We start from the raw sequence: 18,528 nt of genomic DNA on the forward strand, positions 1-18,528 counted from the left end.
GTTCCCAGGTGGGTCCGGGCGGGGGTTGGGAAAGGCGGTCGAGGACGTTGCGGGTGATGCGGGCCAGCGCCGGGTCGTGCAGGGTGTTGCCCCAATTGATGGTGCCCGCGTTGAAGACGGTGCCCGCGCCGAGGCGGTGCACGCTCATGGTGGCCGCCCCGGCCCTGCCGTAGCGGCGCCAGTGGGCGAGGTCGGCGGTGGCGAGCACGACGAGCGACGGTGGCGCGCCGTCGCGGCCGGACGCCCGGGGGACGCCGTCCACCCAGTCGAGGTCGGCGGCGTCCGTCTCGTAGCCGATCGCCCCCCGCCCGAACGTGTCGCCGTCGGCCAGCCCGGCACCCTCGAACACCCAGTGCCCGGCGAAGCGGGCGGTGTAGGACTCCTCGGCCATGACGCGCGAGTCGACCCAGCAGCCGGCGCCGTTCCTGAAGGACAGGCCGGTCAGGATGTTCTCCGGGCGGTTGACGGGCTCGCTGGGCCATTCGACGGTGACGCGGCCCGGGTCGGTGGCGGCCATCGGGTCGGCGACGGCGTCACGGTAGCAGACCATGGTGCGCAGGCCGTCCTCGAAACGGACCTGCCACCAGCAGGTGTTGCCGGAGAAGATGGCGATGTTGCCGCCGCGGCGGGCGAACTCCTCGGCCGCGTCCCGCATCTCCCACGACCAGTACTCGTCGTGCCCGTTGACGACCAGCAGCCGGTAGCGGCTCAGCAGGCCGAGGCCCCCACGAGGGCCGGGGTCGCTGCGGTCAGGGTCGGTGCGGTCGGGGTCACCGTGCAGGTCGAGGCCCGAGCAGTAGTCGACGGTGTAGCCGGCCGGCGCGAGCCAGCGGAGCAGGCCCAGCTCCCACTCCTCGATCTGCGGCCCGGCTCCCGGCCGGTCGAAGGTGACCTTGACGGCGCGGTCGGGCTGCTCCGACTGGTAGAGGCCCTCTCCGGGGACGCCGGGCCGGTTGTACGCCTCCCAGGTGGGGAACGGGATCGACACCAGGATGGGCGAAGCAGGCACAGCACTACGTACGACGAAATATGCTGAAGTTTCGTGGTAGACGGCTCGGTAGAGCGAGCTGGGCCAGTCTGCCCCGACCTTCAGCGCCCAGCCCGGCCCCGGCCCGGCGGTGCCCTCCAGGACGGTCCGCCCGGACGGCACGGCCTCCACCCTGATCGGTCCGCCGCCCTCGTCGAGCAGGCGGAAACGCAGTTCCTCACCCTGCGCGCACGAGGTCGCCGCGACGTACAGGCTCATGAGCGGGCCTCCCCCACCACCAGCTTCTCCAGGTCGAGCAGGTAGCGCTCGGCGCCCGGCGGCGGCAGCAGCGCGGTGTCGGCGTAGCACGACACCTCCATCCGGCCGGGTTCGCCGCCGGCGTGCACGCGGAAGTCGCAGATGTTGCGGTCCATCGTGTCCGTCCTGATCACCTCCGTCGCCCCTGGCACGGACGCGCGCGGCGCCCCGTCCTCCTGCACGAGCCGCTGGTCGTTGAAGCAGCCGAACGACCTGATCCCCGGCCCGGCGGCGCCGACCGCCTCCGCCATCGCGCACGGGTCGTACTGGGCCAGCCGGTAGGCGCGCAACGCGCGATCCCACGCCTGGCGTACCAGCGCGTCGAACGACTCCGTACGGAGGTCGAGCACCACGAGCGCCTCCTGCGAGATCGTGCCCACCACGTCGCGGCGGCCGGCCGCGAACCGGTTGTTCACGATCACCCGCATCCCGTGGAACCGCTGCCCGGTGAGCCCGCCGGCCAGCCGCATCGCGGCCGCCAGCAGCACGGTGGAGGAGCTGACGCGGTTGCGGGCGGCGACGTCCTGCGCGGCGGCGTCGAGGACGGGCGAGCGGAGGGTGACCTCCACGAACCGGGGCCGGCCGGGCGGGTGGGACGGCAGCGGGACCGGGTCCAGGCGGGCGTGCTCGGCGAGCCAGGCGCCGATGGTCTCGCGCGACAGGCGCCGGCCCTCGGCAGAGTCCTGCCGGGCGGCCAGCTCCCTGGGGGTCGGGCCCTGCGGGGGCGGCAGGGAGTCGCGCAGCATGAGCAGCCTGAAGTCCTTGACGACGAGGTCGGCCGCGTGGCCGTCGGCGGCGAGATGGCTGAGGACCAGGACGACCTGGCGTACGTGTCCTCCCGCCGTCACGAACGCCGCCCGCAGCGGCCACTCCTCCCCGTACCGGAACGGCACGGCGGCCAGCCGGTCGCACACCTGCCGGGCGGGCTCGCCCTCGGCCACCTCGAAGGCGGGCCGCGCCTCATGGAAGATCCGCTGCAGCGGCGCGTCGCGCGGTCCGGTGAGCCGGGTGCGCAGGGACTCGTGCCTGGCGACCAGCCGGTCGAGGGCCTGGGCGGCGCGCTCCACGGTGACGGGCCGCTTCCTGGGGGCGTCGAACACACGGCCGATGTTCAAGTAGTGGTCCTGCGGCTCGGCCGCGAGGACGGCCCGCCAGATGTCCTGCTGGCCCCAGGTCAGCGGCGCGTCGACCGGTTCAGCCATGCCGGGCGGTCAGCCGTGGAGCCGTACGTAGTCCACCAGCTCGTCGAGGCCGTCCAGGGTGGTGGGTTCGAGCTGCACCCCGAACTCGGCCTCCACCGCGTCGATCAGCCGCAGGTAGGCGAGCGAGGTGACGCCGAGATCGCTCAGCCGGGCCCGCCCGGCCATCACCTCGGCCGGGTCGACCGCACCGTCCGTGGCCTTGGCGATCATGCCGGCGAGCCGCTCGCGGAGCTCTCCATCCATCTGCACCTGGCGAACCCTCCGTGATCGGGGAATCCGCGGCGAGTGTGTCACGCGTTACCAGATGTCGGCAAGCGCCAGAAGGTGAGGGCTTGACGCCTCTGTGCATTTTTTCTAGCGTCAAGCGGCACGACGAAAAAAAATCTGGGGGTGGTTCCGTCGGCCCTTCCAGTCCCCGATCTCCTGTCGTCCCGAGCAGCCACCGAGCCCGAGCACGAAGCGCTCGCCGTCGCCGGCCAGGGAGCCCTGACCCTGCGCGAATGGGACGAGCGCTCCACCGCCGCCGCCCGCGGGCTGCCGGGGACGCTCCAGGGTGATCGGGTGGCGCTGGTGTTCGGCGGCCAGGACTGGCTGGACTACGCGGTGAGCTGGATGGCCGTGCTGAAGGCGGGCGGCGTGGCGGTGCCGCTGCCGGACCGGGCAGCTCCTCCCGAGCAGGCGTACATGATCGGGCACTGCGGCGCGGCGGCGGTGGTGCACGGCCGCGACGCGCTGCGGGAGCCGCCGGCAGGGCCCGCCGTCATCGCCTTCGAGGAGCTGTTACGCCCCTCGGAAGCGCCGCCTCCGCCCGCGATCGACCCGCTCTCGCTCGCCCAGATCCTCTACACCTCCGGCACCACCGGCCGGCCCAAGGGCGTGGCCGCCACCCACGCCAACCTGACCTCCCCGCCCGTCCACCCCAAGCGCCGCCCGTTCGCCCATTCCCGGCATCTGGTGCACGCCTTCCCGATCGGCACGAACGCGGGCCAGGTGATGTTGCTCCACGCGCTCACCGCGGCCCCCACGGTGGTCACGCTGCCGATGTTCACCCCGTCCCGCTTCGCCGCCCTGATCGAGACGTACGCGGCGGGCACCTGCTTCGTGGTGCCCGCGATGGCGATCGAGCTGCTCAACGCCCGCGTGCAGGACCGCCACGACCTGTCGAGCGTGCTGCTGCTCGGCTCGGCCGCCGCCGCGCTCCCGCCGGCCGTGGCCGCCGAGCTCACCGGCGCGTTCCCGAACGCGACCGTGGCCAACTATTACACCTCCACGGAGGCGGCCCCCGCCCAGACCATCATGATCTACGACGGCGACCGGCCCGGCTCCCTCGGCCGCGCCGCGGGCGGGTCGCGACTCAGGATCGCCGGCCCCGCGGGCGACCCCGTACCCGCCGGGGAGACCGGCGAGGTGTGGCTGCGCGCGGCAGCCCATCCCCGCGCCTACTACGGCGAGCGGGACGACGACGCCTTCCAGGACGGCTGGGTGCGCATGGGCGACCTGGGCTACCTCGACGACGAGGGCTACCTGTACCTCGTCGACCGCGACGGCGACGTGATCAAGTCGGGCGCGTTCAAGGTCTCGACGCTGCAGGTCGAGGCCGCGCTGCACGAGCATCCCGCGGTGGCGGACGCGTCGGTGTTCGGCGTGCCGCACCCGGTGATGGGCATGGCCGTGGCCGCGGCGGTGGTGGCCCGCGAGCCGCTGGCGCTCAGCGACGTGCGGTTGTTCCTCGGCGGCCGGCTGGCCGGGCACGAGCTGCCGTCGAAGCTGCTCTGCCTCGACGTCCTGCCGAGGAACGCAGCGGGCAAGGTCATCAAGCGGGAACTGCGCCGTCTGGCAGAGGAGTGAACATGGTCCTGGCATCGCAGGCGCAGCACGGCATGTGGATCACCGAGGTGCTGCACGGCACCGGGACGGCCTACCACATGCCGTTCGCCCTCTGGTTCGACGGGCCGCTCGACCGGGAGGCGATGCTGCGGGCATGCGAGGCGGTCGTCGACCGCCATCCGGTGCTGAGGTGCGCCTTCGAGGAGCGCGACGGCGAGCTGCACCTGGCGCCGGCCGCCGGGCGGCCGCCTGTGGCGTTCACGACCGCGCCGGATCCCGGGCCCCTGCTGCGCACGGAGATCGCGCGGCCCTTCGACCTCGGGTGCGGGCCGCTGGCGCGGTTCACGCTGGCGGAGGTGACCAGGGAACGGCATGCGCTGCTGTTCGTCGGGCACCACCTGGTGTTCGACGGCATGTCCAAGGACCTGCTGACGCGCGACCTGGCGGCCGCCTACGCGGGTGAGGCGCTGCCGCCGCTGCCCATGCCGTACGGCGCGCCGCTCGCGATCCCGCCGGAGGCCTCCGCGTACTGGCGGGCCCGCTGGCGGGACGCGTCCGAGGTGGTGATCGGCGGGACGGCCAGGACCGTGGGGACGGCGGGCCGCGCCGAGGAGGTCCTGCTCGACCTGACCGGCGAGATGGCTGCGGCGCAGGCCGCCGGGGTCACGCGGTTCGAGGCGTTCCTCGCCGCCGTGCACGGCCTGCTGTTCTCCTACGGCAACGCGGAGGTCGCGGTCGCCATCGCCATGTCCACCCGGCAGGCGGGGACGCGGGACCACATCGGGTTGTTCGCCACCGAGCTGCCCGTCTACTCCGCCCCCAAGCCGGACACCACGTTCAGGGAGCTCGCCCACGCCCTCAGGGCGGAGGTGCGCTGGCTGAACCGCTTCCGCGACGTCCCCGCGGCCCGCGCCGCAGGCGGGGTCAGACCGCGGCCCGCGCTGGCGCCGGTGTCGATCAGTTTCCGGCGGCGGGCGGCGAACGTGGTCTTCCCCGGCCTGCGGACATCGGCCGAGTGGAAGATGTCCAACCGCACGGTCAGGAACGTGCTGCACCTCCAGGCCGTGGACGGCGACGACGGGCTCCGCCTCACCCTGCACTACAGCCCGGACCTCGTGTCCACGCAGGACGTGGAGGCGGCAGGGCGCGATCTGAGGGCCGTGCTGGCCGCCGCCCGCGCCGACCCCGACGTGCCGTTGACCGGCCTGGCGCCGGCTCGCGCGCTGACCGGCGCCGCCCCGCCGCCGGTCGCCGCGGGCTCCGCCGGCCCTCCCGCGCCGGTGCGGGAGGCGGGGGCCGTGGACGGCGAACTGGTCGAGCAGGTGCGGCTGATCTGGATGGAGGTCCTGCGGATCGACGACGTCGCCCCCGACGAGGACCTGTACGACCTGGGCGGCCACTCGCTCACCATCACCCAGATCAGCGCCAGGATCAGGAAACGGCTCGGCGTGGAGGTGCCGTTCGACGTGTTCCTCGACGATCCCACGGTCACCGGGGTGGCGGCGGCGGTGAGCGAGCTGCGCGCATGATCTCCCTCGGGCAGGAGCGGCTCTGGTTCCTGCAGCGGCTCGATCCGGCCGACCCCGCCTACCGGGTGGTCGTCGTGCGCCGGCTGCGCGGCCCGCTCGACGCCGGGGCGCTGACCGGCGCGTTCGCCGACGTGGCGGCCAGGCACGAGGCGCTGCGTACCAGGTTCCCCGAGGCCGACGGGCAGCCGGTCGCCGTGGTCGACCCGGCGGGTCGCGTACCCGTCGAGCGGATCGATCTGGCCACGCCCGAGCAGGCCGAGCAGCTGTGCGAGAACCGTGCGAACACCCCTTTCGATCTGGGCGCCGCGCCACCCCTGCGGATCACACTGATCCGGCTGGCCGACGGCGACCACGTGCTCTGCGTCGTGCTGCACCACGTCATCGGCGACGGCTGGTCGCTCAACGTGCTCATGGACGACCTGGCCAGGTGCTACGCCGCCCGGGCGCACGGCACGCCGGCCGCGCTGCCCGAGCTGCCGGTGACGTACGCCGGGTACGCCGGCGCCCAGCGGGCCGCGGACGCCGGCGTCGGCTACTGGACGGGCAAGCTCGCCGGCGCCACACCGCTGGACCTGCCCGCCGACCGCCCGCGCCCGGCCCGTCGCGGCGGCAAGGGCGGCGAGTCGCACTTCGACCTCGACCCGGCGCTGCTGGGCGGGCTGCGGCGGCTGGCGCGGGCCGGGCGCTGCACGCTGTTCATGGTGCTGCTGGCCGCCTACCAGGCGCTGCTGGCCCGGCACGCCGGGCAGGAGGACATCCTGGTCGGTACGCCCACCGCCGGGCGGGTCCGGCCCGAGCTGGAGCCGATGGTGGGGTTGTTCGCCTCCACGCTGGTGCTGCGGGGCGACCTGTCGGGCGATCCGCCGTTCACCGAGCTGCTGCGCAGGACCCGGCGTACCGTGCTGGAGGCGATGGCGCACGGCGAGACGCCCATCGAGCGGGTGCTGTCCGCGCTCGACATCGACCGTGACCTCAGCCGTACGCCGCTGTTCCAGACCATGTTCGGGCTGCACAACGCGGCGGTCGGCTACGGCGAGGCGGCGACGTTCGCGGGCCTGGAGAGCGAGCCGTTCCCGCACGGGGTGCCGCCCGCCATGGTGGACCTGCGGGTGGACCTGTGGCCCGACGGCGACGGGCTGCACGGCGCGTTCGTCTACAGCGCCGACCTGTTCGACCGGGCGTCCGCCGACCGGCTGGCCGCGCGTTTCCGCACGCTGCTCGCCTCGGTCGCGGGCCGCCCGGAGGCGCGGCTGTCCGAGCTCGACGTGCTGCCGGCCGCGGAGCGGGAACTGGTCGGCGGGACGTGGAACGACACCGCGCTCGCCGTGCCCGGTGGGACCGTGGTGGACCTCTTCCTGCGGCAGGCGCAGGAGCGGCCGGACGCGGTGGCCGTTGAGTGCGAGAGGGAGCCCACCGGGGACCCCGGCGGGGAGCCCGACGGGGAGCGGCGCACGTACGCCGACGTGGCGGCACGGGCGCGGGCGGTCGCCGGGGAACTGCGGGCGTGCGGGGCCGGGCCGGGGTCGGTGGTGGCGGTGTGCCTGCCCCGCACGGCCGACCTGCCGGGGACGCTGCTCGGCGTCATGCTGGCGGGGGCCGCCTACCTGCCGGTGGATCCGGCCCTGCCGGTGGCGCGGGTCGCCGGGATGGTGGATCGGGCGGGGGTACGCGTGGCGCTCGCTGGCCCGTCGGCCCCTCTCCCCGCGCACATCAGGACGTTGCCCCTTGCCGCGCAGGGCGAGACGGCGCCGGGCGAGACGCGGCCGGGCGGCGCCGCGCCGGAGGCCGGTCCCGGGTCCGGCGCGCCCGCCTACGTGCTGCACACGTCGGGGTCCACCGGGGTGCCGAAGGGGGTGGCCGTGCCGCATTCCGCGCTGGTCAACCTGCTGGCCGGGATGGCGGACCTGCTCGAATCCGGCCCCGGGGACGCGTGGCTGGGCGGCACGTCGCTGTCGTTCGACATCGCGGGGCTGGAGTTGTACCTGCCGCTGGTGACGGGCGGGCGCCTGGTGCTGGCCGACGACGCCACCGCGCGGGACGGCGTGGCGCTGGCCGGGCTGGTCGCCCGCTCCGGGGTGACGCACGTGCAGGCGACGCCGTCCGGGTGGAGCATGCTGCTGGCCGGCGGGCTCGACCCGGCCGGGCTGGTCGCGCTGGCCGGAGGCGAGGCGCTGCCGCTCGCGCTGGCCAGAAGGCTGCGGCGGCGGGCGCGGCGGCTGTTCAACATGTACGGGCCGACGGAGACCACGATCTGGTCGACCGCCTGGGAGGTGCCCGAGTCGCCCGAGCGGGTCAGCATCGGCCGGCCCCTGGCCAACACGACCGTCCAGGTGCTCGACCGGTGGGGGTCGCCCGCGCCGGTCGGCGTGCCGGGAGAGCTGGTCATCGGCGGGGCGGGAGTCGCCCTCGGCTACCTGCGCGGGCCCGGGGAGCCGCCGGAGCCGTTCGAGGGCGGCCGTTACCGCACGGGTGACCGCGTCCGGTGGCTCGGCGACGGCACCCTCGAGTTCCTCGGGCGGGACGACGGCCAGGTCAAGGTTCGCGGCCACCGCGTCGAACCTGGCGAGGTCGAGGCCACGCTGCTGCGGCATCCGCGGGTGCGCGAGGCCGCCGTGGTGGCGCGGGACGACACGCTCGTGGCCTACGTGGCGCCCGGCGCTCCCGGCGATCTGCTGGAGCGGGCGGCGGAGTGGTTGCCGGCGTACATGGTGCCGTCGGCGGTCGTGGCGCTGGACGCGCTGCCGCTGACCCCGAACGGCAAGGTGGACCGGCGGGCGCTGCCGGCGCCGTCGCGTCCCGCGGCGGGGCGGGGCGGGCGGCCGGCCACCGCCAGGGAGCGGCAGGTGGCGCGGATCTTCGCCGAGGTGCTCGGCACCGGCGGCCTCGGCGCCGGCGACGACTTCTTCGCGCTCGGCGGCCACTCGCTGCTGGCGACCCGGGTCATCGCCCGGCTGGCGGCCGCGGGCACGCCGGCGCCGCTGCGGGCGCTGTTCGCGCACCCGACCGTGGCCGGGTTCGCCGCGACGCTGGACGGGCAGCAGGACGCGCCGGGCCGGCCGCTGCTGCCCCGCCCCGCGGGCACGCTGCCGCCGCTCTCTCCCGCCCAGGAACGCCTGTGGTTCCTGCACCGGCTCGATCCCGGCGACGCCTCGTACAACATGTACATCGTGCGCAGGCTCCAGGGCCCGCTCGACGAGGAGGCGTTGCGGCGGGCGCTGACCGGGCTGGTCACCAGGCATGAGTCGCTGCGCACCCGCTTCCCCGAGGTGGACGGCCGGCCGGTGGCCGTCGTCGAGCGCCCCGCACCCGCCCGCGTCGAACGGCTCGGCGCCCGCGACGAGGGCGAGGCCCGCGCGCTGGTCGCCGCCCGCACCAACGCGCCGCTGGATCTCGGGGCGGCGCCGCCGCTGCGCGTCTCCCTGATCCGGCTCGGCCCCGCCGACCACGTGCTGTGCGTGGTGCTCCACCACATCGTCGCGGACGGCTGGTCGATCACCATCTTCCTGGACGACCTCGCGGCCCTGTACGAAGCGGCCCTGCACGAAGCAGCCCTGCACAAACGAGCCCGGCACGAGGCGGCCCCGTGCGAAGCGGCGCAGGACACCGGCGCGTCCGGCCCGCCGGAGTTGCCCGCCCTGGCCGTGCAGTACGGGGACGTGGCCCTCTGGCAGCGGGAGCAGGACAGCGGGGAGGCGCTGGAGTACTGGCGGGCCCAGCTCGCCGACCCGCCGGCGCTGGACCTGCCCACCGACCAGCCGCACGGCGCCGAGCCCTCGCGCGGCGGCGTCCACCTGCTGGACGTGCCCGGCGACCTGCTGGCCGCGCTGGAAGCGACGGCGCGCCGGCATCAGGTCACGTTGTTCATGGTGCTGCTGGCCGCGTACCAACTCCTGCTGTCCCGGCACACCGGGCAGGAGGACGTGCTGGTGGGCTCGCCCACGGCGGGGCGGAGCCGGGTGGAGCTGGAGCCGCTCGTCGGTTACCTCAGCACCACGCTGGTGCTGAGGGGCGACCTGTCGGGCGACCCGACGCTGGAGGAGCTGCTGGCCCGCACGCGCGGAACGGTCCTGGACGCGATGGCGCACCAGGACGTGCCCTTCGAGCGGCTGCTGGCGGAGCTGGACGTGGAGCGGGACATCACCAGGAAGCCGATGTTCCAGACCATGTTCACGCTGAACGGCCAGACGGCCGGCCTCGCCGGTCGGGACGGGGCGCGGGAGCGGCTGGGCGACCTGCGGATGTCGTTCTTCGACGACGGGTACCGGCAGGCAAAGTTCGACCTGACCGTGGAGGCGTGGCGGGCGCCCGGGCGGTTGCGGGTGGCCTTCGGGTACGACGCCGGGCTGTTCGACGCGACGACGGTGGCGGGGCTGGCGGCGCGGTTCGAGGTGCTGCTGCGCGGGGTGGCCGACGCCGGCAACCGGCACGCGCCGCTGTCACGCCTGCCGGTGCTCACGGCCGCCGACGAGGCGCTGATCGAGACGGCGAGCGGCCCTCCGCCCGACTGGGCGGCCGCGGGCGGGGACGGCCCCGATCCCGCGGCCCGGGTGCCGGAGCTGATCGCGCAGGCGGTGGCGGCGTACCCGGACCGGGTGGCCGTGAGCTGCGGCCGGGACACCGTCACGTACGCCGAGCTGGAACGGCGGGTGGCCCGGCTGTCCGGGCAACTGTCCGGAAAGCTGGCCAGGGAGTCGGCCCGGGAAACGGCCCGGGAACCAGCCGGGGAAACGGCCCGCGAAACGGCTGGGGAATCCGTCGGGCGGGACGCCGCGGGCGTGGTCGGGCTGCGGATGGCCGGCGGCTCGGTCGACGCGGTCGTGGCCATGCTGGCGATCTGGCGGGCCGGGGCCGCCTACCTGCCGCTGGATCCCGCCTACCCGGAAAAGCGCCTGCGCTCCATGGCCTCCGTGGCGTCCCTCGTCGTCACGGACGGCCTCGTCATCGAGGGCGGCCCGGCGCGAGGACCCCACGCCGGGCGGGCACACGAACACTCCACCGGGCCAGCGCACGAACACTCCGACGGGGCGGCGTACGGACACTGCGACGGGGCGGCGTACGTTCTCTACACCTCCGGCTCGACCGGCGCGCCGAAGGGCGTCGTGGTCGAGCACGCCGAGCTGGCCGAGCGGGTCCGGTGGATGCGGGCCGTCTACGGCCTGCGTCCCGGCGACCGCGTCGTCCAGATGGCCGCGCTCAGCTTCGACACCCACGCGGAGGAGATCTACCCGGCGCTGGCGGCGGGCGCCACGGTCGAGCTGCTGCCCGGTGGCGGCGCCGCCCTGCCGGAGCTGCTCGCCAGGCGGCCCGACATCACGGTGCTCGACCTGCCGACCGCCTACTTCCACCACCTGGTGGGCATGATCGACGAGGTGGCCTGGCCCGAACGGCTGCGCCTGGTGATCCTCGGCGGCGAGCAGGTGCGGGCTGGAGCGGTGGAGCGCTGGCGAGAGCGGTTCGGCGACCGGGTACGGCTGGTCAACACGTACGGTCCGACCGAGACAACGATCATCGCCACGGCCGCCGAGCTGCGCGGCGGCGACCCGCGCCCGCCCATCGGCCGCCCGGTGCGCGCGACCACGGTCAAGGTGCTCGACGCGCACGGGAGCCCGGTGCCTCCGGGCGCGCCGGGCGAGCTGCACGTCGGCGGGCCCGGCGTGGCCCGGGGCTACCTCGGAGGGTACGACCCGCGTTTCGCCACCGGGCGGGGCGGCCGCGTTTTCAGGACCGGCGACCGGGTGCGCCTGCGGCGGGACGGGCAGCTGGAGTTCCTCGGGCGGCTGGACGACCAGGTGAAGGTGCGCGGGTTCCGGATCGAGCCGGGCGAGATCGAGCACTGTCTCCTTGGCCACCCGGACGTACGCCAGGCCGCGGTGCTCGCCAGGGACGGCGACCTCATCGCGTACGTCGTCCTCGGCGCGTCCGGCGACTCCCCCACCGCCCCCAAACCCATCGCGCCCGAGCCCGCCGAGTACGTCGCCCGGAGGCTTCCCCCGCACCTCGTTCCCACGCACTGGGTCGTGCTGGACGCCCTTCCCCTCACCCGCAACGGCAAGCTGGACCGGCGCGCGCTGCCCCTGCCAGGCCCTGCCGAGGGCGGCGACGTCCCGCCGCGCGCCGACGCGGAGGAGCTGGTCGCGGACGTGTGGGCGGAGGTGCTCGGCGCCGGCAAGATCGGTGCCTTCGACGACTTCTTCGCGCTCGGCGGACACTCGCTGCTCGCGATCAGGGTGGCCGCCAGGCTGCGTTCTCTGGCGGGCGTGGACCTGCCGATCCGCACCCTGTTCGAGCGCCGTACCGTGGCCGCGCTGGCGGTCGCCGTCGAGGAGGCGCTGGCCGCCGAGGTGGCGGTGCTGTCCGACGAGCAGGCCAGGAGCCTGCTGGATCGGGAGGGCCCATGACGGAACTGAGCGAGGCGCAGCGGGCGCTGCTGACCCAGCGGCTGCGCCGGCGCCGCCCGGCGGCCGGGCCGGCGATCCCCGCGCTGCCGCCCGGACAGGCGCCGCCGCTGTCGTACGCGCAGGAGCGGCTGTGGTTCATGGAGCAGTACGCTCCCGGCAATCCGGCGCACGCCATCCCCCTGGTGCGGCGGGTGCGCGGCCCGCTCACCGCGGTGGCGCTGGAGTCGGCGCTGGAGCGGATCGTGTCCCGGCACCAGCCGCTGCGCACCACGTTCCCCACGGGCCCTGACGGGCAGCCGTCCGTGCTGGTCGAGAGGGAGGCGGCGGTGCCCCTGGCCGTCGCGGGAGCGGAGTCCGCCGGGGCGGCCAGGGAGCTGGTGGGCCCGTTCCTGGCCGAGCCGTTCGACCTGGCGTCGGGGCCGGTCATCAGGGCGCTGCTGGTGCGCCTGGCCGCCGACGACCACGTGCTGGCCATCGCCGTGCACCACATCGCGGCCGACGGCTGGTCGGCGAACGTGCTGCTGCGCGAGATCGTGGCGCTGTGCGGCGGTGAGCCGATGCCCGACCTGCCGGTGAGCTACGGGGACTTCGCCGCCTGGCAGCGGGACCGGCCCGGCGGTGACGTGGAGTACTGGCGGGATCGGCTGGCCGGGCTGGAGCCGCTGGAGTTGCCCACTGACGCGCCGCGCCCTCCCGAGCTGACCCACGCGGGGGCGGCGCACCCTTTCTCCGTCGGCGCGGAGCTGGCCGGGCGGCTCGACCGGGTGGGCCGCGAGCACGGCGCCACGCCGTACATGGTGCTGCTGGCGGCGTTCGCGGTGCTGCTCGGCCGGTACGCGGGCCAGCGGGACGTGACGATCGGCTCCCCTGTCGCCGGCCGGCCGCTGCCGGAGCTGGAAGGGCTGATCGGGTGCTTCGTCAACATGCTGGCGATGCGCGTGGACCTGTCGGGCGAGCCGACGTTCGCGCAGTTGCTGCGCCGGGTGCGCGACACGGCCACGGACGCGTACACGCACCAGGAGGTGCCGTTCGAGCGGCTGGTGTCGGAGCTGAACGTGGCGCGGGAGCCGTCGCGCTCGCCGGTGTTCCAGGTGATCCTCGCCATGCAGAACTACGGCGGCGAGCCAGAGGCCGGGGCGCTGGCGTTGGAGGGGTTCGAGCCCGGGCGCTGGGCCACCCGGTTCGACCTGGAACTCTACACCGGAGGCGACGGGTCGTTCCTGTTCGTCTACAACACCGCGCTGTTCTCGGCCCGGCGGGTCGAGCGCATGGCGGGGCACCTGGCCCGGCTGCTGGCTCAGGTGGCGGACGCCCCGGAGACGCCCGTGGCGGAGCTCGACCTGCTGACGGCCGCCGAGCAGGAGGAGCGGCGGCGCTGGAACGACACCGCCGCCGACCTGGGCCCGCCGGGGCTGCTGCCCGACCCGGTCCGTGACTCCGGCGCCGTCGCCGTGGTCCATCCCGGCGGCGCGCTGACCTACGCCGAGCTGCTCGGGCGGGCCCGCGCGCTGGCCGCCGAGCTGGTGAACGCCGGCGCGCGCCCCGGGCGGCTCGTGGCGGTGGTGATGGAGCGCGGCTGGGAGCAGGTCGCCGCCGTCCTGGCGATCAACCTGGCCGGGGCCGCGTACCTGCCGGTCGACGCCGACCTGCCCGACCAGCGGCGTTTCGAGCTCATCGAGCGCGGCGGGTGCGAGATCGCCGTCACCCAGCCGTGGCTCGGCCTCGCCTGGCCGGCCGGCCTGACCCGCCTGACCGTTCCGGACGCCCCCGGTGGGCCTCTGGAGAACCCCGCCACGCCCGGCGACCTCGCGTACGTGATCTTCACCTCGGGCTCGACCGGCACGCCCAAGGGCGTGATGATCGAGCACCGGGCCGCCGTCAACACCGTGCGCGACCTCAACCACCGCTACCGGATCGGCCCCGCCGACAGGTTCCTCGCCCTGTCGGCGCTCAGCTTCGACCTGTCCGTGTACGACGTCTACGGCGCCCTCGCCGCGGGAGCCGCCCTCGTGATGGGTGACCCGTCGGGCGACAAGGACCCCGCCGCCTGGGCCGGCCTGGTCGCCGAGGAGCGCGTCACCGTCTGGAACTCCGTGCCTGCCCTGATGGAGCTGCTCGTCGACCACGCCGAGCACGAGGGGACCGACCTCAGCTCGCTGCGCCTGGTGCTGCTCTCGGGCGACTGGATCCCGCTGACCCTGCCGGACCGCATCCGCGCGCTCGCCCCGGACGCCGAGGTCGTCAGCCTGGGCGGCGCCACCGAGGGCTCGATCTGGTCCATCTCGTACCCGATCGGCGCGGTGGACCCGGCCTGGACGTCCATCCCGTACGGCCGCCCTCTGGCCAACCAGACCTTCCACATCCTCAGCCCCGGGCTGCGGGACGTCCCCGTGGGCGTGCCCGGCGAGCTGTACATCGGCGGCGCGGGCGTCGCCACCGGCTACTGGCGCAACCCCGAAAGGACGGCCGCCTCCTTCGTCACCCGTCCGCGCACCGGCGAGCGCCTCTACCGGACCGGCGACCTGGGCCGCTACACCAGCGACGGCACCATCGAGTTCCTCGGCCGGGCCGACGCCCAGGTCAAGATCCGCGGCTACCGGATCGAGCTCGGCGAGATCGAGACCCACCTCGCCCGTCACCCGGACGTCGCCGAGTGCGTGGTGACCACCGACGGGGAGGGCACCGCCGCGCAGCTCGTCGCGTACGTGGTCGGCGCCGGCCCTGACCCGGTGCGGCTGCGGGCGCACCTCGCCGAGACCCTTCCCGCGTACATGATCCCCGCCCGTTTCGTCCCGCTAGACCGGCTGCCCCTCACGGCCAACGGCAAGGTGGACCGCCGCCGCCTGCCCGCGCCGTCGGCCGCTCCCGAGGCGGGCGGCACGCGCGCCGCACCGAACACCGACACCGAGCGCCTGGTGAGCGCCGTCTGGGCGGACGTGCTCGGCGGCGCCGACTTCGGCGTCGACGACGACTTCTTCGACGCCGGCGGGCACTCGCTGCTCGCCATCAAGGTCGTGGCACGGTTACGCAGAGAGCTGCCGCCCGGGGCGGCGCCGGTCGCCGTGGTGGACCTGTTCAAGCACCCGACGGTCAGGGAGCTGGCCGCCCACGCCGACGGCGGAGCCACCGGGCCGCGCCCTCTCCTGCACGAGCTGACGCCGCACCGGCCCGCCGACCTCACGTACGTGTGCGTCCCGTACGGCGGGGGCGCGGCGGTGGCGTACCAGCCGCTGGCCGACGCCCTGCCGGCGACGCACGCGCTGTGGGCGGTGTCCATCCCCGGGCACGACGTGGGCCTGGACGAGGACCCGCAGCCACTGGAGGAGGTGGCGGAGCGATGCGTGGACGAGATCCTGCGGAAGGTACGGGGACCGCTGGCCCTGTACGGTCACTGCGGGGTCGGGTCGGCGCTGACGGTGGCCATCGCGCGGCGGCTGGAGGCGGCCGGGCGGCCGCTCGAAGCGGTGTACATCGGGGCGATCTTCCCGTTCGCCCGGCCGGGGAACCGGGTGCTGGCGGCGCTGTCGCGGCTGGCCAGGCGCGAGTACATGCGCAGCGACCGCAGCTACGCCAACTGGCTGACGTCGATGGGGCTCGACATGAGCGACCTCGACCCGGGCCAGGCACGGCACATCATCAGGAACATGCGCGAGGACACGGAGGCGGCCGAGGAGTATTTCACCGCGCTGTTCCAGAGCTCCGTCACGCCGCTGCGGGCGCCGATCATCAGCGTGGCGGGTGAGCGGGACCCGGCGACCGAGTACTTCGAGGAACGGTTCAGGGAGTGGCACTTCCTGACGCCGGTGGCGGCCGTGGTGGAGTTGGACGAGGCCGGCCACTTTTTCCTGAAATATCGGGCGCAAGAGCTCGCCGAGATCGTCACCGGCGTCCACAGGGCCGTGGCCTCGGGAGGCGAGGCGTCAGGGCCGGACTGGCGCCTGCGCGAGGTGTCCAGGGCCAACCCCGGCACCCGGCCCGCGACCGGCGGGCACCCCGGCGAGCGGCCCAGTGAACGATCCAGTGAACGATCCAGTGAACGGCCCAATGAGCGGCCCAGAGCGCCGGAGCCGAGCATGCGGCGCTTCCTCGGCGTCGTGAGCGGGCAGCTCATCTCGATCATGGGGTCGGCCCTGACCGAGTTCGCCATTCCCATCTGGATCTACCTGACCACGGGCTCGCTCGCCCAGTTCGCCCTGCTCGCCGTCATCGGCCTGGTGCCGGGGATGCTGGTGGCGCCGCTGGCGGGAGCCGTGGTCGACAGGAACGACCGCCGCACCGTCATGCTCGCCGGCGACTTCGCCGCCATGGGCACCCAGCTCATGCTGGGCGTCCTGCTCTGGACGGGCAACCTGCAGACCTGGCACGTCTACCCGCTGCTGGCGGTGTTGTCCGTGGCGCTCACCTTCCAGCGCCTCGCGTACAGCTCCGCCATACCGCAACTCGTCCCCAAGCGCCACCTCGGCCACGCGAACGGCATCGTGCAGATGGCCGGAGGCATGACGCAGCTGCTCGTGCCGCTGGCCGCCGTCGGGCTGATGGCCGTCATCGGGCTGGAGGGCATCCTGATCCTGGACGTGGTGGGGTACGCGTTCGCGATCGTGGTGACCTTGATGGTGCGCTTCCCCGCGAGGCTGGCGTGGCGGCGCAAGGAGCCGGTCGTGGCAGAGTTGGTCGCCGGGTTCCGCTACTCCTGGGGCCACCACGGGTTCCGGCGGATGCTGCTGTTCTTCGCGGCGCTGAACATCTTCCTGTCACCGCTCTTCCTGATGCTCTCGCCGCTGGTGCTCTCGTTCGCCGAGCTGCCCGACGTGGGGCGTGTCTCCTTCCTGTCGGGGCTCGGTGTGCTGATCGGCGGCCTGGCCATGACGGTGTGGGGCGGGCCGGGGCGGCACCGGATGCGGGCGGTGCTCTGGTGCACGCTCGCGCTGGCGGCGTTCTGCCTCGTCACGGGGTTGCGCGCGGATCTGGTGACGATCGGCGTCGGCGCGTTCGGGATGTCGTTGTGGCTGACGCTGCTCAACGGCATCTACGCCACGATCGTGCAGGTGAAGGTGCCGCAGCGGTTCCACGGCCGGGTGTTCGCGCTGAACACGCTGATCGCCTGGTCGACGCTGCCGCTCGGGTTCGGGCTCGTGGCGCCGTACGGGGCGGCGGTGTTCGACCCGCTGGTGGCCCCGGACGGGCCGCTCGCGTCCACCGCCGGCGCGCTGGTCGGCACCGGGGAGGGGCGCGGCGTCGGGCTGATGTACGTGCTGTTCGCGGTGGCGATCGCGGTGCTGGCGGTGGCCGCGCTGCGCTCCCGGCTGCCGGCGCTGGTCGACGGCGGCGCCGACGCCCTGCCCGACGACCTGGTGGGCCTACAGGCCCTCGGCCGGCGCCCCCTCTAACGCCTCCCGCAGCGCCTGGAGGAAGAGCACGGCGTCCCTGCCGTTGATCAGCCGGTGGTCGTACGAGAGGCCGACCACGGCCATCGTGCGCTCTCCCTCCGGCTGCGGGGAGGTGAGGGCGACGGCGCACGCCTGGCCGGGGAAGACGATCGGCACGGCCATGACGATGCCGGCGTCGTGGTGCAGGGTGACGACGATGTTGCCGCCCGCGAGCTGCTCCTCCCTGAACCCGCCGCGCTGGGCCAGCCTGCGGTACGCCCCCAGCTCCCCGGCGATCTCGGTCACGGACTTCGCGTTCGCGTCCCGGATGACGGGGACGTAGAGGCCGGTGCCGAGATCGATCGTGACGCCCACGTGCGGCGACTCCGGGACCCTCGCGGTGCCCTCGTCCACGAGGGTGGCGAAGAACAGCGGGAAGTCGTGGTGCAGGCGGGCGACGGCGGAGATGAGCAGGTCGGGCAGGCCGACCAGCATGCGCAGCCGCCGGGTGAGGTCGCGGGCCGCGGCGACGGCCTCCCCCACGTCCACCTTGACGGCGGCGAACGCGGCGGGCACGGTCTGGTGCGAGAGGCTCACCGTCCTGCCCACCGCGCGCTGGTTCCCGCTCAACGCCCGCAAGCTCCCACCACCGGTCCTGGGCGTGCCTCGATCGACGGTCACCGGTCCGGGCTCGCTGCCGTCGAGACCACCTTCACGGCGTGTCGGGCTTGCGTGCAGGCCGGCGGCGGCCAGGCGTTCGACGTCGGCGCGGCGCACCACCTTCACCGGGAGCGCGCGTACCCGCTCCGGGTCGACGCCCAGCAAGTCGATGAGCGCCTGAGCAGGCGCGGTGACCAACGGCCCATCACCGGTCCCCGTCTCCGTCGGTGCGGCGGCGGACGCGAGCGGGTGGCGGGGAGG

At 74.4% G+C, this 18,528-nt stretch carries 8 protein-coding genes; 4 read left to right on the forward strand and 4 right to left on the reverse strand.

Annotated elements, in window-relative coordinates; all coding sequences use genetic code 11:
• The 3 genes from E1294_RS44055 to E1294_RS44065 form a co-directional block, all read right to left on the reverse strand.
• A partial coding sequence (locus E1294_RS44055) for a N,N-dimethylformamidase beta subunit family domain-containing protein (protein ID WP_342775151.1) occupies positions 1-1,246 on the reverse strand: 1,246 nt, incomplete at its 3' end.
• Complete coding sequence (locus E1294_RS44060; RefSeq protein WP_132517423.1) at positions 1,243-2,487, reverse strand: condensation domain-containing protein; 1,245 nt, start codon at positions 2,485-2,487, stop codon at positions 1,243-1,245. The genes E1294_RS44060 and E1294_RS44055, both read right to left, overlap by 4 nt.
• Positions 2,488-2,496: 9 nt before the next feature.
• A complete protein-coding gene (locus E1294_RS44065; RefSeq protein ID WP_132517425.1) occupies positions 2,497-2,730 on the reverse strand; it encodes an acyl carrier protein in 234 nt (77 codons plus the stop codon).
• 147 nt (positions 2,731-2,877) lie between these two features.
• Here E1294_RS44065 and E1294_RS44070 point away from each other — a divergent pair, with 147 nt between their 5' ends.
• The 4 genes from E1294_RS44070 to E1294_RS44085 are packed head-to-tail and all read left to right on the forward strand — an operon-like array spanning position 2,878 to position 17,628.
• A complete protein-coding gene (locus E1294_RS44070; protein ID WP_246083709.1) occupies positions 2,878-4,335 on the forward strand; it encodes a class I adenylate-forming enzyme family protein in 1,458 nt (485 codons plus the stop codon).
• 2 nt (positions 4,336-4,337) lie between these two features.
• Positions 4,338-5,843, forward strand: coding sequence for a condensation domain-containing protein (locus tag E1294_RS44075; RefSeq protein ID WP_132517429.1), 1,506 nt, complete (start codon positions 4,338-4,340; stop codon positions 5,841-5,843).
• Entirely contained in the window at positions 5,840-12,241 is a 6,402-nt protein-coding gene (locus tag E1294_RS44080) for a non-ribosomal peptide synthetase (protein WP_132517431.1), read from the forward strand. The genes E1294_RS44075 and E1294_RS44080 overlap by 4 nt, the downstream gene beginning before the upstream one ends.
• Positions 12,238-17,628 (forward strand): non-ribosomal peptide synthetase/MFS transporter, encoded by a 5,391-nt coding sequence (locus E1294_RS44085; RefSeq protein WP_132517433.1) that lies wholly within the window; start codon positions 12,238-12,240, stop codon positions 17,626-17,628. Before E1294_RS44080 ends, E1294_RS44085 begins: the two co-directional genes overlap by 4 nt.
• Here the strand turns inward: E1294_RS44085 and E1294_RS44090 are convergent.
• On the reverse strand, positions 17,599-18,528 hold a 930-nt coding region (locus tag E1294_RS44090), incomplete at its 5' end, for a 2-oxo acid dehydrogenase subunit E2 (protein ID WP_132517435.1). The two genes, E1294_RS44085 and E1294_RS44090, sit on opposite strands and share 30 nt — an antisense overlap.

Origin of the sequence: Nonomuraea diastatica, from assembly GCF_004349015.1 — a bacterium.
GTDB lineage: Bacteria > Actinomycetota > Actinomycetes > Streptosporangiales > Streptosporangiaceae > Nonomuraea > Nonomuraea diastatica.

Bases quoted from the DNA above. Each gene is read 5' to 3' on its own strand.
- E1294_RS44060 (WP_132517423.1), bottom strand. From the start codon at position 2,487: ATGGCTGAACCGGTCGACGCGCCGCTGACCTGGGGCCAGCAGGACATC.
- E1294_RS44065 (WP_132517425.1), bottom strand. From the start codon at position 2,730: ATGGATGGAGAGCTCCGCGAGCGGCTCGCCGGCATGATCGCCAAGGCC.
- E1294_RS44075 (WP_132517429.1), top strand. From the start codon at position 4,338: ATGGTCCTGGCATCGCAGGCGCAGCACGGCATGTGGATCACCGAGGTG.
- E1294_RS44080 (WP_132517431.1), top strand. From the start codon at position 5,840: ATGATCTCCCTCGGGCAGGAGCGGCTCTGGTTCCTGCAGCGGCTCGAT.
- E1294_RS44085 (WP_132517433.1), top strand. From the start codon at position 12,238: ATGACGGAACTGAGCGAGGCGCAGCGGGCGCTGCTGACCCAGCGGCTG.